Below are 24,744 nucleotides of genomic sequence, written 5' to 3'. Positions count from 1 at the left end.
GTAGCGGGAGGTGGAGGCAAGCAGCAGTGGGGTCATGCGACAATACCGGGCACGGAAGGGCGGCAGTCTGGCCCCTCGGGGCGGGGATCGGCAACCTGACTGCGCAGGCATTTGACAGCAGCCCGGGCGATCCTTAACATTCAGCGGCTTATGTCCGCAAACGTGCCCGAAATGCTGGATGCTTGGCGGATGGTCGCAGCGCGCAGGCGCTTCGATGGCCAGGTGGATCTAGCGAAATTGACCCGCCTGCAAGGCCTTGTTGCCGATACCGAAGGTCAGTGCACCTATGCACTGGAATTCGCGCACGACGACATCCTGCGGGTATCCTATGTTGAACTGTCCATCGACACCGCGCTGCCGCTGATCTGTCAGCGCAGCCTGCAGCGTTTCCTGTTGCCGGTTTCGATGGTGCAGCGGCTCGGTCTGATCCGCAGCGAAGAGGAAGAATCCTCGCTGCCGGAAGGCTGGGAGCCGTGGCTGGTGCCCGAAGACGGCATGCTGCGACCGCTGGAACTGGTCGAGGACGAACTCGTCCTGGCCGTGCCCGTCGTGCCGTTGTCTCCCGATGGCGAGGCAGTGGACAAGGACTGGGCACCGACCGAAGAAGAAATCAGCAAGGCCAATCCGTTCGCGGCGTTGGCGGCACTGAAAAAACAATAGCAGCCGGATTGTCGTCGGCGGCTGCGGCGAAAGCGAAAACTGTGCTGGGCGCTGGCGTCCTGCGCGACGATACGACGAAGCAAAACGAACCGAGTTTGGAGCAATCCCATGGCTGTGCAGAAATCCCGTGTCACCCCGTCCCGCCGCGGTATGCGCCGTGCGCATGACGCCCTGAGCGCCAAGCAGCTGTCCACCGATCCGACCACCGGTGAAGTGCACCTGCGTCACCACATCACCGCTGACGGTTTCTACCGCGGCAAGAAGGTGATCACGACCAAGTCGAACTCGGCCGTCGAAGAAGATTGATTTGTGAAGGCCGCTGCCCGGTCGGGCGGCGGCCTTTACCCCATTCTTCCCGATCACCACGTTTGGTGATCGTGCTACAGGACATGCAATGAGCAAGCGGATCTACTCGAGGATCGCGGGCACCGGTAGTTATTTGCCCGAAAAAGTGTTGACCAACCAGGATCTGGAGAAAATGGTCGACACCAGCGATGAGTGGATTCAATCGCGCACTGGTATCCGCGAACGGCACATTGCGGCCGAAGGCGAGACCACCAGCGACCTCGGCTACCACGCCGCGGTACGTGCGCTTGAAGCGGCCGGTATCGACGCTTCGCAGCTCGACATGATCGTGGTGGGTACCACCACGCCTGACCTGATTTTCCCGTCCACCGCGTGCCTGATCCAGGCCAAGCTCGGTGCGAGCGGTTGCCCCGCCTTCGACGTCAACGCCGCCTGTTCGGGCTTCGTGTTCGCGTTGAGCGTGGCCGACAAATTCATCCGTTCCGGTGATGCACGCCATGTGCTGGTCATCGGTGCGGAAACCCTGACCCGTATCGTCGACTGGACCGAGCGCACCACCTGCGTGCTGTTCGGCGATGGCGCGGGCGCCGTCGTGCTCAAGGCCGACGAAGACACCGGCATCCTCAGCACCCACCTGCATTCGGATGGCAGCAAGAAAGAACTGCTGTGGAACCCGGTGGGCGTCTCGGCCGGTTTCGGCGAGGGCGACAATGCCCGCGGCGCGATCCTGATGAAGGGCAACGACGTGTTCAAGTACGCCGTCAAGGCGCTGGATTCGGTCGTCGATGAAACCCTGGAAGCCAATGCGCTGACCAAGGCCGACCTGGATTGGCTGATCCCGCACCAGGCCAACCTGCGCATCATCGAAGCCACCGCCAAGCGCCTGGAGATGTCCATGGACCAGGTGGTGGTGACGGTCGACAAGCACGGCAATACGTCCTCGGCCTCCGTGCCGATGGCGCTGGACCACGCGGTCCGCTCCGGCCGTGTGGAGCGCGGCCAGCTGCTGCTGCTGGAAGCCTTCGGCGGCGGCTTCACGTGGGGTTCTGCTCTGCTGCGCTATTGATAGCCTCAGTTACGACAACGTGACGCTGTCGTTACGGCCCCATTACGGGGCCGTAAGCATTTCAGGAGAACTGTCATGGTTGAGCCCATCGTCATCGAAGGGCAGCGCGCCTGGCTGAAGCAGTACGGCGAAGGAAGCCGCGTGGTCGCGCTGGGGCTGCTGAACTTCATCGCCCGCCGCTTCCAGCTTGATGCCCTGCGCCCACCACCGCACCGCGGGGGCGATGCCGCCCGCGAAACCGAAGCCCGCCGCCTGGCCGAACTGCAGGCCCAGGGCGTCAACGTCCCCAGCGTGATCGGCAGCGGCCACGCCGCCCTCGTGCTGGGCGACAACGGCTCCTCGTTCAACACCTGCCTGCGCGAAGCCGACGATGCCGGCCGCGACCGCCTGGTGTCCGCGGCGATGAACGCCATCGCCCAGGCCCACCGCAAAGGCGCTTATTTCGGCCAGCCACTGCCGCGCAACCTGACCTGGGACGGCAACGAGATCGGCTTCATCGATTTCGAAGAAGACCCCCTGGAAGTCATGGACCTCGCCCAGGCCCAGGCCCGCGACTGGCTGATGTTCGGCTACGGCGTGGCCAAGTACTACGAAGATCGGCCGCAGCAGCTGCAGAACCTGATGGCGCAGGCCATGGACGGCGCCGAAGCGCCGGTCCTCGCCCATGCCCACGATGTCACCGGTCGCCTCCAGGGGCTGGCCCGTTACAGCATGAAAATGGGCCGCTCGGCCCGCGCGCTGGCCCACTCGATCCTGATCGTCCACGGCGCCACAACCCTGGGCGTGCTGATGCTGGCCGTGATCTGCATCGACTTCTTCAGCGACGGCGACCTCGACATCCTCCAGCTGTTCACCTGAGCCCACATACGCGGCAGTACAGACGAAGGGCGACGTTCCCCTTTATCATTCGCCGTTCGATTTTTGCAGGCGGATGATCGCGTGACCGATACCAATCTCGCATTCGTGTTCCCGGGCCAGGGCTCGCAGTCGCTGGGCATGCTGGCCGAACTGGCCGAGCTGCACCCGCAGATCCGCGAGGCTTTCACCGAGGCCTCCGACGGCGCCGGTGTCGACCTCTGGGCCCTTTCCCAGGGCGGCCCGGAGGAAATGCTCAACCGTACCGAGTACACCCAGCCGGCCCTGCTGGCGGCCAGCATCGGCGTCTGGCGCGCCTGGAACGCCGTTGGCGGCGCCAAGCCGGCCGTCCTGGCCGGCCACAGCCTGGGCGAGTACACCGCCCTGGTCGCCGCCGGCGCCCTGTCGCTGCGTGACGGCGCCCATCTGGTGCGCCTGCGCGGCCAGTTGATGCAGGAAGCCGCCCCGACCGGCGTGGGGGCCATGGCCGCCGTCCTCGGCGCGGAAGACGCCCTCGTCGTGGAGGTCTGCGAACAGGCCGCCGGCAGCCAGGTGGTCGTCCCGGCCAACTACAACTCGCCCGGCCAGATCGTCATCGGTGGCGACGCCGCCGCCGTGGACCGCGCGCTGGCCCTGTTGGCCGAGAAGGGCGTCCGCAAGGCCGTCAAGCTCGCCGTCAGCGTGCCCTCGCACACCCCGCTGATGCGCGAAGCCGCCAACCGCCTGGCTGAAACCATGGCTGGCCTGGACTGGCGCGCCCCGGCCCTGCCGGTGGTGCAGAACGTCGATGCCCGCGTGCATGACGGCGTGGACGCCATCCGCCAGGCGCTGGTCCAGCAGCTGTACCTGCCTGTCCAGTGGACCGGCTGCGTGCAGGCGCTGGCCGCCCGCGGCGTCACCCGGGTGGCCGAATGTGGCCCGGGCAAGGTGCTGAGCGGATTGATCAAACGCATCGACAAATCGCTGGACGCGCGCACACTGTCCACGCCCGCCGATTTCGAGACGGCCCGCGAGACCTGGGCCGCCTGATGTCTTCCGATCGTGCCCGCGCTGGACTGGCCTCGCGCCAGACCGGCCAGGCCGATCCCGTTCGAGGAAATGAGATGAGCAAGCCCCTTCAGGGTGAAATCGCACTGGTCACCGGCGCCAGCCGGGGTATCGGTGCCGCGATCGCCGACGCACTGGCCGCGCAGGGCGCGACCGTCATCGGCACCGCCACCACCGAGGCCGGTGCCGCCGCCATTGGTGAGCGCCTGGCTGCCGTGGGTGGCCACGGCCGCGCGCTGAACGTCACCGACGCTGCTGCGCTGGAGGCCGTGCTGGACGGTATTGCCAAGGAATTCGGCGCCATCAGCATCCTGGTCAACAACGCCGGCATCACCCGCGACAATCTGTTGCTGCGGATGAAGGAAGAAGACTGGCAGGCGATCCTGGACACCAACCTGACCAGCGTCTTCCGCACATCCAAGGCCGTCATGCGCGGCATGATGAAGGCGCGCAAGGGCCGCATCATCAACATCGCCTCGGTGATCGGCGTGACCGGCAATGCCGGCCAGGCCAACTACGCCGCGGCCAAGGCCGGCATCATTGCCTTCTCCAAGTCGCTGGCCAAGGAAATCGGCTCGCGCGGGATCACGGTCAACGTGGTCGCGCCGGGCTTCATCGACACCGACATGACCAAGGCCCTGCCGGAAGAGCAGCGCACCGGCCTGGTCAAGTCGATCGCCCTGGAGCGGCTCGGCGAGCCGTCCGATATCGCCAACGCGGTGGCGTTCCTGGCCGGTCCTTCGGCCAGCTACATCACCGGCGAAACCCTCCATGTGAACGGCGGCATGTACATGCCGTAAGCATGTGGCGCAAGGAGTGCGCCGCAAGTGGTTGATCCGTTTGATGTTTTGCTGCAATGCAAGGTGTCGCTGGTTTCCACTACACTATCCCACGGTCATCCCTCACCGGATGGCGTCATTTTTGAACCACTACTCCATCTGGAGCGATATCCAATGAGCACCATCGAAGAACGCGTCAAGAAAATCGTCGTCGAACAGCTTGGCGTCAAGGAAGAGGAAGTCACCAACAGCGCATCGTTCGTCGATGACCTGGGCGCTGACTCGCTGGACACCGTTGAACTGGTGATGGCGCTGGAAGAAGAGTTCGAGTGCGAAATCCCGGACGAAGAAGCCGAAAAGATCAGCACCGTGCAGGCTGCGATCGACTACATCAACGCCCACGTCAAGGCTTGATGTCAGGCGGCTCGCGCGCGGCCGTGGCGATTGCTGCGACCGCGTGCGGCAAACCCATGGGGCCGCGCTTGCGGCCCTGTGCTTTTGAGCGTTATACCGCGTGATACCCGCAACACCCGGGTCAGGAGAATCTGCAATGAAGCGTCGCGTCGTCGTTACCGGCATGGGCATGGTCTCGCCATTGGGCAATGATATGGCCAGCAGTTGGAAGGGCATCACCGAAGGCCGTTCCGGCATCGGTCCGCTGACCAACGTTTCGCAGTCCTACCTGGACCGTTTCACCACCAAGATCGCAGGTGAGGTCAGGGACTTCGACATCACCGCCGACAACGAACAGTTCGGCAAATTCCGGGTCACTGGCAAGGATGCCAAGAAGATGGACCCGTTCATTCATTACGGCCTCGGTGCCGCCTTCATGGCCTTGAACGATTCGGGCCTGGAGATCACCGACGGCAACGCCGAGCGCGTCGGCGCCATCGTTGGCGCGGGCATCGGCGGCCTGCTGGGCATCGAAGAGCAGACCATCGATTTCCACGAGGGCAAGAAGATCTCGCCCTTCTACGTGCCCAAGACCATCATCAACATGCTCCCGGGCCAGCTGAGCATCATCACCGGCCTGAAGGGTCCGTCGTTCTCGGCGGTCTCCGCCTGCGCGACCTCCAACCACTCCATCGGCACCGCGATGCGCATGATCCAGTACGGCGATGCGGACGTGATGGTGGTCGGTGGTGCCGAGCGCGGCTCCTCGCCGACCGCCCTGGGCGGCTTCTGCGCGATGAAGGCGATGAGCACCCGCAACGATGCACCGGCGGAAGCCTCGCGCCCGTGGGACAAGGAACGCGACGGCTTCGTGCTGGGCGACGGCGCCGGCATCCTGATCCTGGAAGAGTACGAGCACGCCAAGGCACGTGGCGCGCGCATCTATGCCGAGCTGGCCGGTTTCGGCGCCAGCTCGGACGCGTACCACATGACCGCCCCGAGCGAGAACGGCGAAGGCGCGGCACGCTGCATGACCATGGCGCTGAAGGACGCCGGCGTGACCCCGGAGCAGGTCGGTTACCTCAATGCGCACGGCACCTCCACGCCGCTGGGCGACCTGGGCGAAACCATGGCCATGAAGACCGCCTTCGGTGACCACGCCTACAAGATGATGGTCAGCTCCACCAAGTCGATGACCGGCCACCTGCTCGGCGCGGCCGGCGGCGTGGAGGCGATCTTCTCGGTGCTGGCGCTGCGCGACAACATCATCCCGCCGACCATCAACCTGCATGAAGCGGGCGAGGGCTGCGACCTGGATTACGTGCCCAACACCGCACGCGAGGCCAAGGTCGATGTGGTGATGTCCAACGGCTTCGGCTTCGGCGGCACCAACGGCACGCTGGTGTTCAAGCGCGTCTGACCGCCCGTTCCGTGCACTCCCACCCGGGCCGCCATCATGGCGGCCTTGGTGTATCTGGCCCCCGCGCACGCTGCGCGCCCTTCCGGTGTCCTGTCATGTTCCAGACGCTTCCGCTGCCCGCCACCACCGACCTGCTGGCCCTGCAGCGCCTGGCCCCGCAGCGCTACCCGCTGCTGATGGAGTCCACCGCCTCGGGCACCGCGCAGGGGCGCTGGGACCTGCTGCTGATGGGCAGCGGCGAAGCGCTCGCGCTGCACGCCGACGGCGTGGTGCGTGATGCCGATGGCGTGGCGCAGGACGGCCGCTTCCTGGACGTGCTGGACGCGCACTGGGCCGCCCTGCGGTTGCCGCGCGAGGAGACGACACTGCCGTTCCGCGGTGGCTGGGCACTGATGCTGGATTACGAACTGGCCGGGCAGATCGAAGACGTGCTGGCCTTGCCGGCGCGCGCCGATGGCCTGCCGTCCGCGCTGGCGCTGCGCTGCCCGGCGGCGGTGCTGCACGACCGCGTGCTCGGCCAGTTCCATGCCGTGTGCGAGAGCGGTCAGGTCGCGCTGCTGCAGACCCTGCAGGACGACCTTGCCGCGGCCGCCGCGCTGGCCCCGTTGCCAACCTGGCAGCCCCCGGTGGCGATCGGCGAAGACGCGCCACCGCGCTTCACCGACGGCGTCGGCAAGGTGATCGATTACCTGCGCGCGGGCGACGTGTTCCAGGTGAACCTCTCGCGGCGCTGGAGCGCGCAGTTCACCGATGCGCTCTCGCCACAGGCGCTGTACGCGCAGCTGCGCGTGGCCAACCCGGCGCCGTTCGCCGGGCTGTTCATGGCGCAGGGCAGGGCGGTGGTCAGCTCTTCGCCCGAGCGGCTGGTCTCGGTGCATGGCGATGACGTGCAGACCCGCCCGATCGCCGGCACCCGCCCCCGTTTCGCTGGCGACGACGATGCCGCGCGGATCCAGGAACTGGTCGGGCATCCCAAGGAGCGCGCCGAGCACGTGATGCTGATCGACCTGGAGCGCAATGACCTCGGCCGCATATGCGCACCGGGCAGCGTGGAGGTGGATGAACTGATGACCGTGGAGAGTTACGCCCACGTGCACCACATCGTCAGCAACGTGCGTGGCCGCCTGCGCGAGGACGTCAGCCCTGGCCAGGTGATCGCCGCGACCTTCCCCGGCGGCACCATCACCGGCTGCCCGAAGGTGCGCTGCATGCAGATCATCGCCGAGCTGGAGCAGACCGCGCGCGGTGCCTACACCGGCGCGTTCGGCTGGCTGAACCGCGATGGCGACCTGGACCTGAACATCCTGATCCGCACCGCCGAAGTGGCCGGCGATACCGCCAGCTTCCGCACCGGGGCCGGGATCGTGGTCGATTCGGTGGCCGACAAGGAACTGGACGAAACCCGCGCCAAGGCCCGTGGCCTGCTGCGGGCGCTGGGCAGCGATGCCTGAGTCGTTTGGCGGTGTGCAGTACCCGCGCGGTATGCTGCGCGGCGAAGAATTTGATTCGAGGTGACCATGGCGGGTGCGAAACGGGGATGTCTGGCCGTACTGGCCGTGTTGCTGGTGCTGGCCCTGCTGGTCGCGGCCGCAGGCGCATGGTTCTGGCATCGCCAGGGCGCGTTCGCCGATGCGCCGGTCACCCCCAGTGCGGAGAGCGTGGTGATCGCCTCGGGGGACGGCTTCAGCACCGTGCTCGGCAAGCTGCGCCAGGCCGGCGTGGACGAAGGCAGCGACACCCAGTGGCAGCTGCTGGCGCGCCAGCTCGATGCCGCTGGCAAGCTCAAGGTGGGCGAATACGCGCTCGATCCGGCGCTGACCCCGCGCGAGCTGCTGACCCGCATGCGCCAGGGCCGCGTCCTTCAGCACCGCGTCACCATCGTGGAAGGCTGGAACATCCGTCAGCTTCGCGCCGCGCTCAAGCGTGCCGATCCGCTGGTGCATACCACCGATGATCTGGACGATGCCGCCCTCATGAAGGCGGTCGGCTTCCCCGGCGAACACCCGGAAGGCCGTTTCCTGCCCGAGACCTACGTCTACCAGCGCGGTGACAGCGACATCGACGTGCTCAAGCGCGCGCATGCCGCGATGGAAAAAGAACTCACCGCCGCGTGGGACAGCCGCGTGGACGATCTGCCGCTGAACTCGCCGTATGAGCTGCTGATCCTCGCCTCGATCATCGAGAAGGAAACCGCACTGCCCAGCGAGCGCCCGCAGATCGCCGGGGTGTTCATGCGCCGCCTGAAGATCGGCATGCGCCTGCAGACCGACCCCACCGTGATCTACGGCATCGGCAGCGGCTACGACGGCAACATCCGCAAGCGCGACCTCACCACCGATACGCCGTACAACACGTACACGCGCGCCGGCCTGACCCCGACCCCGATCGCCATGCCCGGGCGTGACGCGCTGCATGCCGCCGCGCAGCCAGCCAAGGGGGACGCGCTGTACTTCGTGGCCGTGGGCGATGGCAGTGGCGCGCACATCTTCTCGGCCAACTACACCGACCACAACGCCGCCGTTGCCCGCTACCTGCAGCAACTGCGCAGCAAACGCACCAACGAGGCCGCCCCCCAATGAGTCCCGCGCTGCACCGGCACCCGCACTTCGTCAGCCTGGAAGGGGGCGAGGGCGCCGGCAAGACCACCGCCATCAACGCGATCCGCGAGGCCCTTCAGGCCCGCGGCCATGAGGTGGTGCTGACCCGCGAGCCCGGCGGCACCGCCCTGGCCGAGCGCATCCGCGCGCTGGTGCTCAAGCCGGACGAGGAGATCGCCGCCGAGCCACTCTCGGCCGAGGCCGAGCTGCTGCTGGTGTTCGCCGCCCGCGCCCAGCACGTGCGCCAGGTGATCGCCCCGGCGCTGCAGCGCGGCGCCTATGTGCTGTGCGACCGCTTCACCGATTCCAGCTACGCCTACCAGGGCGGTGGCCGCGGCCTGGACCCGGCGTGGATCGCCGATCTGGAGCGCCGCGCCGTCGGCCTGCTGCCCGGCCTGACCCTGCTGCTGGATGTGGACGTGGCGGTCGGCCGTGCGCGCGCCAACGGCCGCGACCTGTGGCCGGACCGCATTGAAAGCGAGCACGATGATTTCTTCCAGCGGGTGCGCGCGGTGTTCCGCCAGCGTGCCAGCGAAGACCCCGCACGTTACCGCCTGATCGACGCCAGCCAGGACCAGGCCGGCGTCGCCAGCGCGGTGGTGGCGGCCGTGGCGGCATGGTTGGCACAGGAGCCGGAACGTGGCTGAACCCTTTTCCCCCTGGCAGCAGCGCGCCTATGACCAGACCGTGGCCGCGCTCGACGCCGGTCGCCTCGGCCATGGCCTGCTGTTCTGCGGCCCGGCCGGCCTGGGCAAGCTGGGCGTCGCGCTGCGGCTGGCCGAGCACGTGCTGGGGCAGGGCGAACCTGCCGCGGCCAAGCGCAGCGCCCAGCTGCTGGCCGCGGGCACCCACCCGGACCTGCAGCGGATCTCGTTCATTCCCAACAAATCCGGCGACAAGCTGCGCACCGAAATCGTGATCGAGCAGATCCGCGAGGTCTCGCAGAAGCTCTCGCTGACCCCCCAGTACGGCGTGGCCCAGGTGGTGATCGTCGATCCTGCCGACGCCATCAACCGCGCCGCCTGCAACGCCCTGCTCAAAACCCTGGAAGAGCCGCAGCCCGGCCGCTACCTGTGGCTGATCAGCGCCGACCCCGCGCGCCTGCCGGCCACCATCCGCAGCCGCTGCCAGCGCCTGGAGTTCAAGCTGCCGCCGCGCGAGGAAGCGCTCGCCTGGCTGCAGACCCTGGGCCACAGCGAGGCCAGCGCCCGCGAAGCGCTGGACGCCGCCCGCGGCCATCCCGGCCTGGCCGACCAGTGGCTGCGCGAGGACGGCCTGGCCCTGCGCCGCCAGGTCGCCGCCGACCTGGAAGCCCTCGTCGCCGGCCGCGCCGGCGCGGTGGAACTGGCCCAGCGCTGGACTGCCGACGACAACGCCGCCCTGCGCCTGCGCCACGCCGCCGATCTCGCCCTGGCCCAGGCCACCGGCGGTGGCTTGACCGATCCCGATCGATTGCACAAGCTGGCCGCCTGGTTCGATGCGGCCAACCGCACCCGCGACCTGCTGCGCACCACGGTGCGCGCCGATCTTGCGGTGGTTGAGCTGCTGCTGGCCTGGGGAAAGGTCAACGAACGGCACGCCAAGGGGAATAGAGCATGAGCGCCACCAACGCCCGACAGGGCATCCTGTCCCTTGCCGTCAAGGACAAGGCCGCGCTGTACAGCGCCTACATGCCGTTCGTGAAGAACGGCGGCATCTTCGTGCCCACGCCCAAGCGCTACTTCCTGGGCGATGAGGTGTTCCTGCTGCTCACCCTGCCGGACTCCGGCGAGCGCCTGCCGGTGGCCGGCAAGGTGATCTGGGTGACCCCCGCAGGGGCCCAGGGCAACCGCGCGGCAGGCATCGGCGTACAGCTGGCCGACGGTGCGGAAGGGGAGACCGTCCGCCACCGGATCGAGACCCTGCTGGCCGGCATCCTGACCGCGGACAAGCCCACGCACACGATGTGAAGAAATTTCGGCGAAACCGTTGACGTCGAAATTTGCCGCCCTATAATGAGCGGCTCAGCAGCATCGGGCGGTTAGCTCAGCGGTAGAGCATTGCCTTCACACGGCAAGGGTCACAAGTTCGAACCTTGTACCGCCCACCATGATTCAGTCGAAAAAGCCTCCGGAAACGGGGGCTTTTTTGTTGGGTGGGCGCTCCACCTGCCGCTTATCGCGGAGCTGATCGTCAATGCGTTGGCTGCCAGCGCTCTCCGCTATGAGCGCTATTCCCCCGCACCATCGGCCAGGCTGTCCCAGATGCGCCCGTCACGTTGCGCTTCCGTGGTGATGTTGACCACCGCCTGTTCGCCCAGACGATCACGCAACTGCTGCAGATACAGGCTGCGAGGTGTCACCACCTGGCCCATCGACTGCACGATCCCCGCTGGCTCCTCCGGCGGGAATTTCCCGGGTGCAATAGCGCCCACCTGTCCCACGCTCCAGTTCATCGCGAAGGGCGGCGCCTGGACCACGTAGATGTCGTGCTCGGTGTTCCAGAACATCTGCTGTGCGCCTGCCCACCCGTGCCCCGTGCCGCTGTACCGGCGGTTCTGCGCTCGCAGCATGTATCCCTTGGTGTTGTCGTACAGCGTGCCGGTGGACCAGCGGTGATGGGGGCCGCTGTCGTTGCTGTCGCCCACGGCCAGGCAGTCCAGAAACACGTTGGGGCCGGGCACCCGTGCACCGATGACGAAGGTATGCCGGCCGCCCTGGTTGTAGCAGCGCTGGATCAGATTGAAGGCGGCGTTGCCCTCGTACAGGAACACATAGCGGCGGGCGCCCTGGGTCTCGCCATACCTCGGGTCGAGATAGGCGATGTCCTGCAGGGTATTGAACTGCGCGCCTGCTGCACATCGGTCTGCTGCTATTGAGTTTCACGTTCCAGGCGAGCGTGGAGGAAGTCATCTTCCGCGGTTGGATGCTGTCCGTCGTGGCGCGCAAGACCAATGTCACGGTGGCAGTGCTGCTGGTGTCGCTCGTTTTCTGCTTCCTGCATTTCAGTCCGCACCAGCCGCCCCGGGTCATGCTCGGCACGTTCCTGTTCTCGCTGTTCGCCTGCGCCTGGGCGCTGCGGACCGGCAATATCTGGGGCGTGATGGGCTGGCACGCGGGGTGGAACTGGTTGCTCGCCACCGGCTTCGAGCTGCGCGTCACTGGCATCGATACGCACTTGCCGGCGCTGCTGGTGGCGCTGCGCCCGCAAGGCCTCGACACCCTGACCGGTGGCGCGCAAGGGCCGGAAGGTAGTTACCTGTGCAGCGTCTTCTTCGTCGCCGCGATCGCGTGGATCCAGTGGCGAAAGACGCGCGGAGCTCAGAACTTCTCGCCGACCAGCAGGTAGCGCCACTGCCCGGGCGGTATCGACACACTGGGCGATTCAATCCGAGCTTTCTGCTCCTCCTCATTCCAGCCTCAGCCACCCAACCAGCGCCGTAAATGCGGGCGAGGGCTGCCGGCGGTTTGGGTAGTAAAGGTGGTAGCCGGGGAAGGGTAAGCACCACTTATCGAGCACGGCAACCAGCCTGCCCGCCGCGATATGCTCGGCGACCATCGGCTCGGGCGCATAGGCCAAACCCAGGCCGTCCATGGCGGCATTGATGACGTGGGTCATGCTGTTGAAGACCAACGGTCCATCGCCGCGCACCGTGAACTCCTTGCCCTTCTCCTCAAACTCCCACGCGTAAATTGCACCGTTTGGGCGATGCCGGATGTGTACGCAACGGTGTCGGGTGATGTCGGCGGGCTTCCTGGGCTTGGGATGTTTCTGGAAGTAGCCGGGGGATCCAACCACCACCAGCCGCCAATCCGGTCCGACCCTGACAGCGATCATGTCCTTGCTCAGCGCTTCCCCGAGCCGGATGCCAGCGTCGAAACGCTGCTCCACCACGTTGGTAAAGCCGTAATCCACGTAGAACTCAAGCGTGATGTCCGGGTACTCGGCCAGGAACCCGGCAAGCCGTGGTCGGATGATGGTCTCCATCGAATCATCCGTGCAGGAGATCCGTAGCGTTCCCGCCGGCCGGTCGCGCAGGTCCCCCAAAGCTTCCACGCTGGCACCGATAGCCTCGAAGTGCGGTGCGATGGAGCGCATAAGGCGCTCGCCGGCTTCAGTGGGGGAAACGTTGCGGGTGGTGCGGGCCAGCAGGCGAATGCCCAGGCGCTCTTCCAGCAACCGCATCGAATGGCTCAGCGCAGAGGGCGTCACCCCAAGGCGAACGGCGGCCTTGGTGAAGCTCTGCTCCTGGGCCACCACCAGAAAGGCTTGCAGATCATTGGTCTTCACGGCGCTCATGGACCAATTGTGAGCTCAACTCAACAATGCATCAACTTTCAGCCGGCTTATCGCAGTAGCGGGCGGAGCCTATCGTGGCGACCTCAGTCCCCCCAACCGAGGCCGTACTCGCATGAAACCGACCACGTTGCTGCTGGCGCTGCTTGCCAGCTACGTACTTCCGCTTCCCGCCATGGCTGCCGAAACGCCTGGGGCAGCCCGTCCGGCCGGGGCAGACAACTTCTACCGCAGCCCCACGGTCACGGGTGAGCGCGTCAGCTTCCACAACCAGTACCAGATGGAAGTGGTAGGCACGCTGTACCGCCCTCATGGCTTGCCTCGCGTCGGCCGCGCGCCCGCCGTGGTGGTTGGCCACCCGATGGGCGCAGTGAAGGAGCAGAGCTCGCAGCTCTACGCGCAGAAGCTGGCCGAACAGGGCTTCGTTACGCTGGCGATCGATCTTTCCTTCTGGGGAGAGAGCGGCGGCACCCCGCGGCATATGGTGGCGCCGGAAATCTATTCAGACGACATCAGTGCGGCCGTCGACTTCTTGAGTACGCAGGCCTATGTGGACCCGGATCGGATTGGCGGCCTGGGCATCTGTGGCAGCGGCAGCTTTGTGATCAGCGCCGCCAAGATCGACCCGCGCATCAAGGCCATTGCTACGGTGAGCATGTACGACATGGGTGCGGCGGCACGGCAGGGGCTGAACAACGGGCAATCGCTGGAGCAGCGCAAGACGATGATCCAGTCCGCAACGGGCCAGCGCCTGGCAGAGTTCAAGGGCGGGGCGGCAGTGTACGTGCCAGGCACGGTGAACAAACTCGATGCTGACACCCCTGCCATCCAACGCGAGTTTTTCGACTTCTACCGTACCCCGCGCGGCGCCTACACGCCAAAGGGCGATACGGCAGAGCTGACGACCCAGCCGCTCTTCAGCAGCTTGGTCAAATTCATGAACTTCTATCCCTTCAACGACATCGAGACCATCTCACCCCGGCCGATGCTCTTCGTTTCCGGCGACGCCGCACATTCACGCGAGTTCAGCGAAGACGCATACCAAAGGGCCGGCCAACCGAAGGAACTCTACTGGGTGAAGGGTGCGGGTCACGTGGACCTGTATGACCGCGCCAACCTGATTCCCTTCGAGAAACTGACGACGTTCTTCCAGCGCGGCCTGGCCGGGAAATGAGCCGCACACACGCGATTGCAGATCGCGCCAACTGGGGGGGCGTGCTCGCGATGACGTTGTGCGTCTTCGCGTTGATAGCCTCGGAATTCATGCCGGTGAGCCTGCTTACTCCCTTGGCGGCAGATCTGGGCGTGACCGAAGGGCTTGCCGGGTACGGCATTGCCATTTCGGGAGCCTTTGCGGTGCTGACCAGCCTGTTGATCTCCCGGTTGGCGGGCAACATGAATCGACGAACGTTGCTGCTGATCCTCACCGCATTGATGGCAGTGTCGGGTGTGGTGGTGCCCCTGGCTCCGAACTATCCGGTCTACATGATGGGGCGTGCACTGATCGGCGTGGTGATCGGTGGGTTCTGGTCACTGTCTGCCGCAACGGCAATGCGGCTGGTTCCGGCTGCGAAGATTCCGCGAGCCTTGGCGATATTCAACAGCGGCAACGCGCTTGCAACGGTAGTTGCGGCGCCATTGGGCAGCTACCTGGGCGGCATGATCGGATGGCGCGGCGCTTTCTTGTGCCTTCTGCCGGTGGCTGCCATAGCTCTCGCATGGCAGTGGGTTTGTCTGCCCTCCATGCCCGCGGAGAGCGGGCAGTCACAAGGCGGCTTGGTCGCGCTGTTCCGGCGGCGTGTGGTGGCACTTGGCATGCTTGCCTGCGGTGCCTTCTTCATGGGGCAATTTGCCCTGTTCACCTACGTGCGGCCGTTCCTGGAGCGGGTGACCAGTGCAGGAACGTCTGCTGTACCACTGGTGCTGCTGGCCATCGGCATAAGTGGCTTCGTGGGCACGCTCGTCATTGGCGCGTTCATCAGGCGTGGGCTTTACCGAACGCTGGTGACCATTCCAGCCTTGATGGCGCTCATTGCTGTGGCCTTGGTTCCACTGGGGCACCAGCTTTGGCCGACCGCCGCACTGCTCTCGGTATGGGGCCTGCTGGCAACGGCCGCGCCGGTGGGCTGGTGGAGCTGGCTGGCCCGCACTTTCACCAACAACGCAGAGGCCGGCGGCGGGCTGATGGTGGCGGTGGTGCAGTGCTCCATCGCACTTGGCTCGACCGTGGGCGGACTGCTGTTTGACAGTCTCGGCTTTGCCAGTACGTTCCTGGCCAGTGCTGGCCTGTTGCTGTGCGCCGCGCTGCTCGCTTATGCCACGGCGTCCGACCAGGCGACCACGCCCGGGCCGGTGGTCGCTGTGGAGGCACGGGGCTGATGAGGCGCGTTACGTCGTTCACAGGAAAGCTACTTTGCCTCCTGCTTGCATTCGGGGGAATAGCGGCATGCTCTGCCGAGCCCGCTCATCACGCCATTGCAGCCAGGAAGGTAGAGTCAAACCCGGAGGTTCATTCCATGAAGATTCGACTGATCATCAACGATCAGGTGCTGTCGGCCACCATGGAAGACAGTATCCCGGCGCGCGAGTTCATCGCCCAATTGCCGCTGACGCTGCAGCTTGAGGACTACGCCGAGAACGAGAAAATCGCGCAGCTTCCGCGCCGTCTCAGTGTGGCGGGTGAGCTGGAGGGATTCACGCCGGCGGCGGGCGACATCGCCTTTTATGCGCCATGGGGAAATCTGGCGATTTTCCACAGGCCATTTGCGTACTCGAAGGGTTTGATCCGACTGGGTCGAATCGAAGGAGGACTGCAGGTCCTTCGCACGGAAGGTCCGCTCGCGGTTCGAATTGAGTCCGACTAGCCGTTGGTTGCATGCCCAACCACACCACAAATGGGTGAGCTACATGGAAATCAAACGCCATGGCGCCCAAGCGTCCATCAAAGGATCGACGGACTGGTTTACGGGCACGGTCCGCATCGATCCGATCAATGCCGCCTTTCGCACACGAAGGAGAAGCTATGAACGTCAACTCAGACGGGGGTTCTACCACCGAACTGGATTCCCGCCAGCAAGCCATCATTCCGATCAGCGCGTCGGCAGCTGCCGGCAACATGGATAGCCTTCGGGAGGCGCTGAATCAAGGCTTGGACGCGGGGCTGAGTCTTGCCGAAGCGCGAGAAATCCTCGTGCAGGTTTACGCCTATGCGGGCTTTCCGCGCAGCCTGAACGCGTTGAGCGCACTGATGAAGGTGGCGGAGGCGCGCAGGCAGAGGGGCATCCAGGATGAAGCTGGCCGCGAACCTGCCAAGCCGATCCCCAAGGGCGACGCGTTGCTCGCTGCAGGCACCGCGAATCAGACCAAGCTGGCTGGTGGTCCGGTCTCAGGGCCATTGTTCGATTTCGCACCGCAGGCAAGCGACTATCTGCGTACGCACCTGTTTGGCGACATCTTCGAGCGCGACAACCTGGATTGGCAGAGCCGTGAATTGGCCACGGTCAGCATGCTGGCGGCGATGTCCGGGGTGGGCCCTCAGTTGCAGTCTCACATAGGCATGAGCATGAACATCGGACTGCGGCCAGAACATTTGTATCAGCTGGCTGATGTGCTCGAAGCGCACGTCGGCGTGGAGGCCGCGGAACGTGTTCGCGTCGGCATTCAAACTCAGCTGGAAGTGCGGAAAGAATGATGCCTACGCGAAAGACTTCTTTACTGTCATGCGCACCTGGGAGAACCAAGTGAACAAGATCATCATGGCCACGTTGTTCAGTATGTTGGCGTGCTTCTTCCGTGTTGGAGCGGAGGAGGCACAGATGACACGACTATCAAAGATCACCGTTGATGCAGACCATCTGCCCGCCTATCGAGACGAGTTGGCGGAAGAAGTTCGCGCCTCAATGGCGCTTGAGCCAGGCGTGCTGTCGTTGTATGCGGTTTTTGACAAGGAAGATCCTACTCGGCTGACGATCCTTGAAATCTATGCGAGTCGTGAGGCTTACGAGCAGCATCTGAAGAGTCCGCACTTCCTCAAGTACAAGAACGGGACGCTGCACATGGTCAAGTCCCTGGAGCTGGTTGATGTTGACCCTCTTCTGCCGGAGCTGAAGATCAAGTAGCAGTGAGCCTGGCTGGACGGACACGTGGGCCCGTCAGCTCGGCATTCACAGATGTGCTGACAGTGTTCGGAGTCCGCTTCTGGTCAGGAGCAGACGCGCGCGGAGATGTCGCAAAGAGCACCTGGGCCAAGGCGACCTCGGTCTGCAGGAGCGGGAAGATCCGCTCGATGACCCGACGGATCGCAATGGATGTTGGCCAGTGAGGAGATCGCGCTCCACCGCTGTCCCTCGGCCTGCATGAGCAGGAAGGAAGGTTGGTGGTCACCTGCGCTGCTTGGCCTTGCTGCGGATGTAACGGCACCAAAGCTTCACTATCTCAGCGCTGTGCACCCACGCTGCGCGTGAGCCGGACCTGCTCAAGGCGGACTTCGCGGCAGGCATCGAAGCGTAGCTGGCGGTCTCTCCTCAAGCGGAAGGACAGGGTCATGGCAGGAAATGACGCAACCGCGACATTGTTGCCGTGACGGAGGGAGCAAAGAATGCACGCACATCACTTACCTATGGCAGCACCATGGCACCTCGCACTTTCCCTGGACGCGTTCTGTATGCCGCGTGGGCTGTATCTGTGGTGCTGGCCGGATGTGCAGGGCCGCCAGCCAGAACGACGCGACCCGCCGAGCAGGGGAATCCGGCCATCGCCGCGGGCATCGCTGATTTCCTGGCCGGACGGGCGGTGGGTGATGCCGAGCTCGACGTGGGCGCACCGGTGTTCGCGCGGAGCAAGCGCGATCTGGTCGATCCGCGGGGTCGCTGAGGGCCGCCGGACGTACCGCGGTGCGCAGGCGCCTGGGACCGGCCGAGGTGTATGGTTTCGGCTGACCCTGGCGCTTGCGCCCACACAGGAGGACGCGATGACCGATTCAGCGGTGGCATCCGTGCACGGCACGCCCGACGATTACGGCGACACGCTGTACCGGGTGTATTTCGAAGTGGGCGAGTGGGAGGGCATCGCGCGCGATGCAATCACCACGTTCCTGGTCGAGCGCGCCAGCGACCACCCTGCCTTCGATTTCGACGCCTCGCTGCTGCACGCGCGTCCACACGGGTACGAAGTGGACCTGCCGATGCAGCTGATTCCCGAGGTGGTGCGGGCGCTGGCCGAGCAGAATGTGGCGGTATACCAGGTGGTCAGGCTCGATGGCGCCTAGGGGGGCACGGGAAGGTCACCCGGCATCGCATCCGCGTTCTGCTTGGCGCTATCCTTCGGCCAGCTCCAGCCGCACCGTGCGCGCTGGCCGGATCGATACTCTCACCCTGGATAGAGGCAGCAATGGCGGATCCTTACAACAGCGGTGGCCGCGCAGGCCCCGCAACCCGGCTCGACGATGCGATGGTGACCACGGCGATGGAACTGCCCGGTTTCCGCGTGGTGCGCAGCCTGGGCGTGGTGCGTGGCATCACCGTGCGTTCGCGTTCGATCGTGGGCAATTTCCTCGGCGGGCTGCAGACCATCTTCGGCGGCAACATCACTATCTACACGCAGCTGTGCGAGCAGGCGCGCGAAGAGACCTATCGGGACATGTCCAATCATGCGCGGATGTTGGGCGCCAACGCGATCATCGCCATGCGCTATGACGCCACCGACGTGATGACCGGCCTGACCGAAGTGCTGTGCTACGGCACGGCGGTGATCGTCGAGCCCACGCACGTCTAGGCATCCTGCGTGCGATATGCCCTGAGTATCGCAGCAAGCTGTCATCGGTATTGGCATCCGCGCTGCGCAAGGCGGATGCTGTCTGCATGACGATCAACGACACACTTTCTTTTGCGGGGCAGGTTGCCTTGGTCACCGGTGCCGCTGGGGGACTGGGACTCGCCTACAGCCGCTTGCTGGCACAGCGCGGTGCACACGTGGTGATGCAGGATGTGGGCGCGGCCCTGGACGGCACCGGCACCGATCCGCGGCGGATCGATCAGGCGGTGGCGCGCCTGCATGCACAGAGCCTTTCTGTCGAGGCCAGCCACCATGGCATCGATACCCGCAGCGGGGCGGCAGCGCTGGTCGCCGATATCCTGCAGGGGCACGGCCGCCTGGATGCGATCGTGCACAACGCCGGCTGGGTCGAGTACCAGCGTATCGATGCGGTGGACGAGGATCGTTTCGATCACATGATGGCGGTCGCGGCCAAGGCGCCGCTGTGGCTGGCGCAGGCCGCATGGCCGGCCATGCAGGCGCAGGGCCACGGCCGCATCGTGCTCACCACCTCCGACCGCGCGCTGTATCCGCAGTACGTGCAGCACGGGCTGGCGGCGTATGCGGCGGCGAAGTCGGCCGCGGTCGGGATCGTCAACGTACTGGCAGCCGAGGGCGCGGCGCATGGCATCGTGGTCAATGCGGTATCGCCGGTGGCCAAGACCCGCATGTGGGGCGTGGAGGGCGAACCGGATGAACTGCATCCGGAGGGCGTGGCGCCGGGTGTCGTGTTCCTGGCTTCACGTGCCTGCATCGAGGGCGGCTGGATCCTGCGGGCCAGCAACGGGCAGTTCCATGCGACCCGACTGACCGAGGCCGAGGGCGTGCGTTACCCGCGTGATCTGCGGGCAGTTTCCGCCCTCAGTATCGAGGACGTCGCCGCGCAGTGGCAGGACATGGCAACGCCGACCGTCGAGCCGCGCTGACGCCTCGCACGTGGCTGCTTGAGCGCCTGGCGCGGCACCCTGGTGCCGTCGCATGAGGGCAGCCGGAAACACATCAGTGCGCCAGCACCGCCTCCAGCGCCGCCATGGCCTCGTCCGCCACCTCATGGGGATCACGGGCCTTCAGCGCGTCGTTGAACACCTCCAGCCCGATCGGCCCGCTGTAACCCATCTCGGCCAGCGCATCGATCAGCGTCTCCAGCGGCCAGAGGCCATCGCCCGGCAGGCCGCGGTGATGCCGCGCCTGCGTGGTCACCTGCCCGGGCAACGGCTGGGCCAGTACATCCGACAGCTGCACCAGCGCGATGCGCTCCACCGGGATGTCGTGCAGGTCATCGGCCGTACGCCCGGCGGCGAACAGGTGGAAGGCATCGACCACGATATCCAGGTTCGGCGCCCCGACCTGCTCGATCTGCTGCCACGCCGAGGGCAGGGTGGAGTGCAGACGACTCCAGGCCATGCCTTCGTAGGCGATACGCAGGCCGTGCTCAGCGGCACGCAGGCACAGCCAGCGCAGGTCGTCGGCAACCCGCTCGGGCGCGTAGTCGGTTGCCGTGCAGGCAGGCACCAACACAGTGCCTGCACCGACGTCGTTTGCCAGCGCGAGCAACGACATCGCCTCGGCACGCTTGCTCTGGCGAGTGGCGGCTGAAGCGCCGTCAAAATCCAGCAGCACCTGCACGTCGGTGAGCTGCAGGCCGGTGCGCGCCAGGGCTGTACGCACGTCGGCGACGGATGAGGACGCGACATCCTCACGCCACAGTTCGATCTGCGCGAATCCTGCCGCGGCGGCGGCCTCGAGTTTGTCGACCGTGTCGCCGCCGAGCAGGATCGTGTTGAGGAAGCGGGGGCCGGGCAATCGGTTCATCGGGGCAACGCCTTTGCACGCAGTGGATCTCGCGCTCCATGCTATCGACCCGGGCATCGGCGTCCTGTGCAGATGCGCCCGCGCCGCGTCAGCGCGTGCGTTTCACCCACGCACGCACCACCAGCGCGATCAACGCGGTGAACACGAGCCAGGAGATGAGGTCCAGCAGCCCGTCGCCGATCAGCGCGCTGACCAGGCCGACCACACTGGCCAGTGCGATCCACGCCGGGGCGATGAAGGGGCTGCGCGGTGGTTTCATCGGTGCGCTCATGCGGCACCCCCATGCTGCGCGGCGCGCTCGATCTCGGTGACGCGTGCGTCGGTACTGCCACGCTTCACCCACAGATACAGGCCGCTGATCAGCACCGCGATGGTGAGCAGGTCCAGCAGGGCCCACAGCACCTTCAGCGGCAGCTTGCCGTAGTCGCCGAAATGCAGCGGCTGGCTCAGCAGCAACACGCTCATGTAGGCCGGCAACTGCGGTTGCGCGGTGAGCTCGCCGGTCTTGGCATCGATCAGCACCGGGCGGTACAGGCGCTCGGTGAGGGCGGTGTTGCCCTGCATGAACACGCCATAGTGGTGGTCACCGCTGTAGCCGGTACCGGGGAAGCTGACGAAGGCCGGGCGCATGCCGGGCTCGGCGGCACGTGCGGTTTCCACGGCGGCCTGCAGCGAGGCCAGCGTGGCCGGCCGTGGCTGGCCAGCATAGCGGGCCGCGAACTCGCCGAGCTGCTCGCTCTGCCAGGCCTGTTCCAGCGGCTTGGCGATGGTGTTGATGGCGCCGGTGACGCCCACCACCAGTGCCCAGCCCAGGGTGACCACGCCCAACACGTTGTGCAGGTCCAGCCAGGCCAACCGGCGGTTGCGACCGGTGCGCAGCGTGCCGAAGCGCTGCTTGCGCATGAACGGGCCATACAACACCAGGCCGGAGATGATCGCCACCGCGAACAGCAGCCCCATCGCGCCCATGAACAACATGCCGGGCAGGCCGAGGAACAGATCGGTGTGCAGGCGGTACAGGAAGTACATCACGCCTTGGTTGAACTGCGCGGCCGGCAGCACCTCGCCGGTGGTCGCGTGCAGCAGCGCGGTGTGCATCTGCGGTGGCGGGGTGTCCGGGCGTGCACCGGTGTTGACGTACACGGTGGGTGCGTCCGGATCCCAGCCGACGAACAGCGGCACATCGCCGGGATACTGCGCCAGTGCGGTGCGCACCTGCGCGTCCAGATCACGCGGCGTGGCATCGGCCGCTGTGGTGGCCACATCCGGCTCGTTGAGGTGGGCGATTTCCTCGCCGAACACCAGCGGCAGGCCGGTCAGACACAGCAGCAACAGGAACAGGGTACAGACCAGGCTGGTCCACTTGTGGACCAGGAACCAGGCTTTGATGGTGGCACGTTGCATGAAGGCTCTCGGGCGATGGCTGGAGGCACGCGGTGTTGCGACCGGCGGGCAGGTCGCGACGGATTATCCGGATGCCGGGTGGGAATACAAAAAGAATCCCACCCCGGCCAGACCGGGCAGACGCGATGCGCCCTCGTTCAGCGAAGGCCCTCGGCCGCACAGCGGATGCTCAACCACGCCCCGCCCCCGGGGGTATCCCCGGCGCGGACCCTGAAGCCGTGCAGGCCGGCAATCGCGGCCACGATCGACAGCCCCAACCCGAACCCCTCGGTGGACTCGCCGCCACTGCCGCCGCGGAAGAAGCGCTGGTAGATCAGGGTGCGGTCCTGCGGCGGAATGCCCGGTCCGTTGTCGATCACATCGATCCGCGGTGTGCCGCGGTCGTCCACCGCGCGCAGCACGATCCGGCCCTGGGTGGGGGTGAAGTGCAGCGCGTTGGAGAGCAGGTTGGCCAATGCTTCGAACAGCAGCTCGCGGTCGCCCCACAACGTGCCCGCCTGCGGGTCGATCTCCAGCAGCAGCTGCTGGTTCTTCTCCTCGGCCAGCGGCAGGTAGAACGCATGCAGCTCCCGCAGCAGCTCGCCCGCATCCAGTTCGACGAAGGCGGAGCGGCGCTGGTGGCTTTCCAGTTCGGAGACGCGCAACAGCGCCCCGAAGCGCGCCATCAGCCGGTCGGTTTCGTCCAGCGCTTTGTCCAGCTGCGCCGCGCGCGGGTCATCTTCCTCCAGCCCGACACGGGTGCGGTACAGATGCGCGCGCAGGCGGGTGAGCGGAGTACGCAGATCGTGGGCGATGCTGTCGCATACGCCTTTGACTTCGGTCATCAGCTGCTCGATGCGTTCGAGCATGGCGTTGACGATGCTCGACAGGCGGTCGATTTCATCCGGACGCCCGGACACCGGCAGGCGCTGGCCGAGATCGCCGGCGATGATCCGCTTGGTCGCGGCCTCTATCTCCTGGATCCGCTTCAGCGGGCGCCGGCGCAGGATGTGCCAGCCGGCCAGGCCGGGAATGATGGTCAGCGAAACGCCCCACAGCAGCGCATCGAGGATGATGCTGTTGACCGCGGTGAGCTTGCCGCTCTGGCGCACGAACACCAGCAGCCGGCCATCCTGGGTTTCCACCCCGAGCGCGCGCCCGGGGGCATTGATCGGGCCGCTGCGCAATGACCAGCTATCCACTGCCTGGGCATGTCCATCCATGCGCAGGTCGCCGGGAATCGCCAGCAGCGGGCCGGCCAGCGGCGCCCCGGCGCGGCTGAAGATGCCATAGGCATACGCCCCGTGCAGGTCGTAGCGCAGGCTGTCGCGCAGCGCATCGTCCAGCGCCTGGCCGTTGAACTTCTCGAACAGGTGCGCGCGCTGCTGCAGGCCGGATTCGGCGAGGTCGTTGAGATAGTCCGAGACGCGCCAGTACATCACGCCCAGCAGCACGCTGGACCAGGCGACGAACAGCACGCAGTACAGCCCAAGCAGCCGGCTGCTGGAGGAACGCCATTGATCAGACATGGTTGTCCAGGACATACCCGGTGCCACGCACGGTACGGATCGGCTGGGCACGGCCTGGCTGGTCGATGCGCTTGCGCAGGCGGCCGATGTGGACATCGATCAGGTTGGTGCCGGGATCGAAGTGATAGCCCCACACCTCCTGGAACAACATGGTACGGGTGACCACCTGGCCGGCGTTGCGCACGAGGAACTCCAGCAGTTTGAACTCGGTGGGCAGCAGGGGGATCTCCTCGCCGGCCCGGCGCGCGGTGCGGGTCATCAGGTCCAGCTCCAGCTCGCCGGCGCGCAGCTGGTTGCCGGTCACGGCAGGCTGCCCGTGGCGGCGGATCAGCACCTCCACGCGGGCCGCCATTTCGTCAGAGGCGAAGGGCTTGGTCAGGTAGTCATCGCCGCCGGCGCGCAGGCCACGGACCCGCTCATCCACGTCGGAAAGGGCACTGATCATCAGTACCGGGGTGGTGATGCCCTGGCGGCGCAGGGCGGTGACCAGGGCCAGGCCATCGATGCCCGGCAGCATGCGGTCCAGGGTGATCACGGCGTAGTCCCCGCGGGCGGCCATTGCCAGGCCATCCTCGCCGTTGCCCACCCGGTCCACCTCGAAGCCGTGGCTGCGCAGTTCCGTGGCGATTTCCTCGGCGGTGACGAGGTCGTCCTCGATAGTGAGTACGCGCGGCATAGGCCACTTTGACGATTGGGACCGGTGCATCGTCGCAACCCCCTGTGGGGACTGCAAATGAAAAATGTTTCATGCGGTTTTCGCCGGATCCTCGCCCCGGTTCTCCTATATTCGCCCCGAGCAGTGGCCCTGCCC

At 65.9% G+C, this 24,744-nt stretch carries 29 protein-coding genes and 1 tRNA gene; 23 read left to right on the top strand and 7 right to left on the bottom strand.

Annotation, left to right across the window (positions count from 1 at the left end; all coding sequences use genetic code 11):
- The first annotated feature begins 150 nt into the window (after positions 1–150).
- From ORK51_RS17350 to ORK51_RS17285, 14 genes are all read left to right on the top strand, one after another.
- A complete protein-coding gene (locus ORK51_RS17350) occupies positions 151–660 on the top strand; it encodes a YceD family protein (protein WP_019185345.1) in 510 nt (169 codons plus the stop codon).
- A gap of 108 nt (positions 661–768) precedes the next feature.
- Positions 769–966 (top strand): 50S ribosomal protein L32, encoded by a 198-nt coding sequence (rpmF, locus tag ORK51_RS17345; protein ID WP_017357626.1) that lies wholly within the window; start codon positions 769–771, stop codon positions 964–966.
- 88 nt (positions 967–1,054) lie between these two features.
- Entirely contained in the window at positions 1,055–2,032 is a 978-nt protein-coding gene (locus tag ORK51_RS17340; protein WP_019185346.1) for a beta-ketoacyl-ACP synthase III, read from the top strand.
- A 75-nt stretch (positions 2,033–2,107) separates the two neighbouring features.
- Positions 2,108–2,890, top strand: a complete 783-nt coding sequence (locus tag ORK51_RS17335) for a BUD32 family EKC/KEOPS complex subunit (protein WP_266086148.1) — start codon at positions 2,108–2,110, stop codon at positions 2,888–2,890.
- Positions 2,891–2,971: 81 nt separating this feature from the next.
- Positions 2,972–3,916 (top strand): ACP S-malonyltransferase, encoded by a 945-nt coding sequence (gene fabD / locus ORK51_RS17330; RefSeq protein WP_261997757.1) that lies wholly within the window; start codon positions 2,972–2,974, stop codon positions 3,914–3,916.
- A gap of 74 nt (positions 3,917–3,990) precedes the next feature.
- A complete protein-coding gene (gene fabG / locus ORK51_RS17325) occupies positions 3,991–4,734 on the top strand; it encodes a 3-oxoacyl-ACP reductase FabG (protein WP_046274024.1) in 744 nt (247 codons plus the stop codon).
- 153 nt (positions 4,735–4,887) lie between these two features.
- Complete coding sequence (gene acpP / locus ORK51_RS17320) at positions 4,888–5,127, top strand: acyl carrier protein (RefSeq protein ID WP_017357544.1); 240 nt, start codon at positions 4,888–4,890, stop codon at positions 5,125–5,127.
- A 136-nt stretch (positions 5,128–5,263) separates the two neighbouring features.
- Positions 5,264–6,526 carry a beta-ketoacyl-ACP synthase II gene (gene fabF, locus ORK51_RS17315; RefSeq protein WP_070426749.1) on the top strand — a complete coding sequence of 421 codons (1,263 nt, stop codon included), beginning with the start codon at positions 5,264–5,266 and terminating at the stop codon, positions 6,524–6,526.
- Between the two features lie 95 nt (positions 6,527–6,621).
- Positions 6,622–7,977: an aminodeoxychorismate synthase component I gene (locus ORK51_RS17310; protein WP_266086142.1), complete on the top strand. Its 1,356-nt coding sequence runs from the start codon at positions 6,622–6,624 to the stop codon at positions 7,975–7,977.
- A 66-nt stretch (positions 7,978–8,043) separates the two neighbouring features.
- Positions 8,044–9,105 carry an endolytic transglycosylase MltG gene (mltG, locus tag ORK51_RS17305; RefSeq protein WP_266086140.1) on the top strand — a complete coding sequence of 354 codons (1,062 nt, stop codon included), beginning with the start codon at positions 8,044–8,046 and terminating at the stop codon, positions 9,103–9,105.
- The gene (tmk, locus tag ORK51_RS17300; RefSeq protein WP_266086138.1) at positions 9,102–9,770 is read left to right on the top strand and encodes a dTMP kinase; all 669 of its coding nucleotides are present in this window, start codon (positions 9,102–9,104) and stop codon (positions 9,768–9,770) included. Before mltG ends, tmk begins: the two co-directional genes overlap by 4 nt.
- Positions 9,763–10,722, top strand: coding sequence for a DNA polymerase III subunit delta' (locus tag ORK51_RS17295; protein WP_070426752.1), 960 nt, complete (start codon positions 9,763–9,765; stop codon positions 10,720–10,722). The genes tmk and ORK51_RS17295 overlap by 8 nt, the downstream gene beginning before the upstream one ends.
- Positions 10,719–11,072: a PilZ domain-containing protein gene (locus tag ORK51_RS17290; RefSeq protein WP_019185355.1), complete on the top strand. Its 354-nt coding sequence runs from the start codon at positions 10,719–10,721 to the stop codon at positions 11,070–11,072. Before ORK51_RS17295 ends, ORK51_RS17290 begins: the two co-directional genes overlap by 4 nt.
- Before the next feature lie 65 nt (positions 11,073–11,137).
- Positions 11,138–11,212 (top strand) — tRNA-Val (locus ORK51_RS17285).
- A 120-nt stretch (positions 11,213–11,332) separates the two neighbouring features.
- Here the strand turns inward: ORK51_RS17285 and ORK51_RS17280 are convergent.
- A complete protein-coding gene (locus tag ORK51_RS17280) occupies positions 11,333–11,875 on the bottom strand; it encodes a hypothetical protein (protein ID WP_266086134.1) in 543 nt (180 codons plus the stop codon).
- Positions 11,876–11,952: 77 nt separating this feature from the next.
- Between ORK51_RS17280 and ORK51_RS17275 the strand changes: the two genes are divergently transcribed.
- The gene (locus tag ORK51_RS17275; RefSeq protein ID WP_323054100.1) at positions 11,953–12,450 is read left to right on the top strand and encodes a CPBP family intramembrane glutamic endopeptidase; all 498 of its coding nucleotides are present in this window, start codon (positions 11,953–11,955) and stop codon (positions 12,448–12,450) included.
- A gap of 60 nt (positions 12,451–12,510) precedes the next feature.
- Here the strand turns inward: ORK51_RS17275 and ORK51_RS17270 are convergent, their stop codons facing one another.
- On the bottom strand, positions 12,511–13,401 hold the full coding sequence (locus ORK51_RS17270) for a LysR family transcriptional regulator (RefSeq protein WP_070473895.1): 891 nt from the start codon (positions 13,399–13,401) through the stop codon (positions 12,511–12,513).
- Positions 13,402–13,513: 112 nt separating this feature from the next.
- Between ORK51_RS17270 and ORK51_RS17265 the strand changes: the two genes are divergently transcribed.
- The 8 genes from ORK51_RS17265 (at position 13,514) to ORK51_RS17230 (ending at position 20,135) form a co-directional block, all read left to right on the top strand.
- Positions 13,514–14,572, top strand: a complete 1,059-nt coding sequence (locus ORK51_RS17265) for an alpha/beta hydrolase (protein ID WP_266086130.1) — start codon at positions 13,514–13,516, stop codon at positions 14,570–14,572.
- Positions 14,569–15,777, top strand: coding sequence for an MFS transporter (locus ORK51_RS17260; protein WP_266086128.1), 1,209 nt, complete (start codon positions 14,569–14,571; stop codon positions 15,775–15,777). The genes ORK51_RS17265 and ORK51_RS17260 overlap by 4 nt, the downstream gene beginning before the upstream one ends.
- Positions 15,778–15,914: 137 nt before the next feature.
- Positions 15,915–16,262 carry a cyclophilin-like fold protein gene (locus ORK51_RS17255; protein WP_266086126.1) on the top strand — a complete coding sequence of 116 codons (348 nt, stop codon included), beginning with the start codon at positions 15,915–15,917 and terminating at the stop codon, positions 16,260–16,262.
- A 158-nt stretch (positions 16,263–16,420) separates the two neighbouring features.
- The gene (locus tag ORK51_RS17250; protein WP_266086124.1) at positions 16,421–17,089 is read left to right on the top strand and encodes a carboxymuconolactone decarboxylase family protein; all 669 of its coding nucleotides are present in this window, start codon (positions 16,421–16,423) and stop codon (positions 17,087–17,089) included.
- Positions 17,090–17,138: 49 nt separating this feature from the next.
- Complete coding sequence (locus ORK51_RS17245) at positions 17,139–17,516, top strand: putative quinol monooxygenase (RefSeq protein WP_266086122.1); 378 nt, start codon at positions 17,139–17,141, stop codon at positions 17,514–17,516.
- An 851-nt stretch (positions 17,517–18,367) separates the two neighbouring features.
- Positions 18,368–18,664: a hypothetical protein gene (locus ORK51_RS17240; RefSeq protein ID WP_266086120.1), complete on the top strand. Its 297-nt coding sequence runs from the start codon at positions 18,368–18,370 to the stop codon at positions 18,662–18,664.
- Between the two features lie 122 nt (positions 18,665–18,786).
- The gene (locus ORK51_RS17235; protein ID WP_019185367.1) at positions 18,787–19,170 is read left to right on the top strand and encodes a YbjQ family protein; all 384 of its coding nucleotides are present in this window, start codon (positions 18,787–18,789) and stop codon (positions 19,168–19,170) included.
- Between the two features lie 86 nt (positions 19,171–19,256).
- A complete protein-coding gene (locus tag ORK51_RS17230) occupies positions 19,257–20,135 on the top strand; it encodes an SDR family NAD(P)-dependent oxidoreductase (protein ID WP_266086117.1) in 879 nt (292 codons plus the stop codon).
- Positions 20,136–20,208: 73 nt separating this feature from the next.
- Here ORK51_RS17230 and ORK51_RS17225 read toward each other — a convergent pair whose 3' ends face one another.
- The 5 genes from ORK51_RS17225 to ORK51_RS17205 all read right to left on the bottom strand — a co-directional run bounded on the left by ORK51_RS17225 (position 20,209) and on the right by ORK51_RS17205 (position 24,609).
- Positions 20,209–21,021, bottom strand: a complete 813-nt coding sequence (locus tag ORK51_RS17225) for a sugar phosphate isomerase/epimerase family protein (protein ID WP_266086115.1) — start codon at positions 21,019–21,021, stop codon at positions 20,209–20,211.
- 88 nt (positions 21,022–21,109) lie between these two features.
- On the bottom strand, positions 21,110–21,280 hold the full coding sequence (locus ORK51_RS17220) for a hypothetical protein (RefSeq protein ID WP_266086113.1): 171 nt from the start codon (positions 21,278–21,280) through the stop codon (positions 21,110–21,112).
- 8 nt (positions 21,281–21,288) lie between these two features.
- Positions 21,289–22,425: a PepSY-associated TM helix domain-containing protein gene (locus ORK51_RS17215; protein WP_266086111.1), complete on the bottom strand. Its 1,137-nt coding sequence runs from the start codon at positions 22,423–22,425 to the stop codon at positions 21,289–21,291.
- Positions 22,426–22,562: 137 nt separating this feature from the next.
- The gene (locus tag ORK51_RS17210; RefSeq protein WP_266086109.1) at positions 22,563–23,933 is read right to left on the bottom strand and encodes a sensor histidine kinase; all 1,371 of its coding nucleotides are present in this window, start codon (positions 23,931–23,933) and stop codon (positions 22,563–22,565) included.
- Positions 23,926–24,609 carry a response regulator transcription factor gene (locus ORK51_RS17205; RefSeq protein WP_266086107.1) on the bottom strand — a complete coding sequence of 228 codons (684 nt, stop codon included), beginning with the start codon at positions 24,607–24,609 and terminating at the stop codon, positions 23,926–23,928. The genes ORK51_RS17210 and ORK51_RS17205 overlap by 8 nt, the downstream gene beginning before the upstream one ends.
- Positions 24,610–24,744 lie beyond the last annotated feature (135 nt).

Source organism: Stenotrophomonas sp. RIT-551, assembly GCF_026241915.1.
Lineage (GTDB): Bacteria > Pseudomonadota > Gammaproteobacteria > Xanthomonadales > Xanthomonadaceae > Stenotrophomonas > Stenotrophomonas bentonitica_A.
Note: the sequence above shows the minus strand (reverse complement) of the source record. Positions and strands in the feature narration are given on the sequence as shown.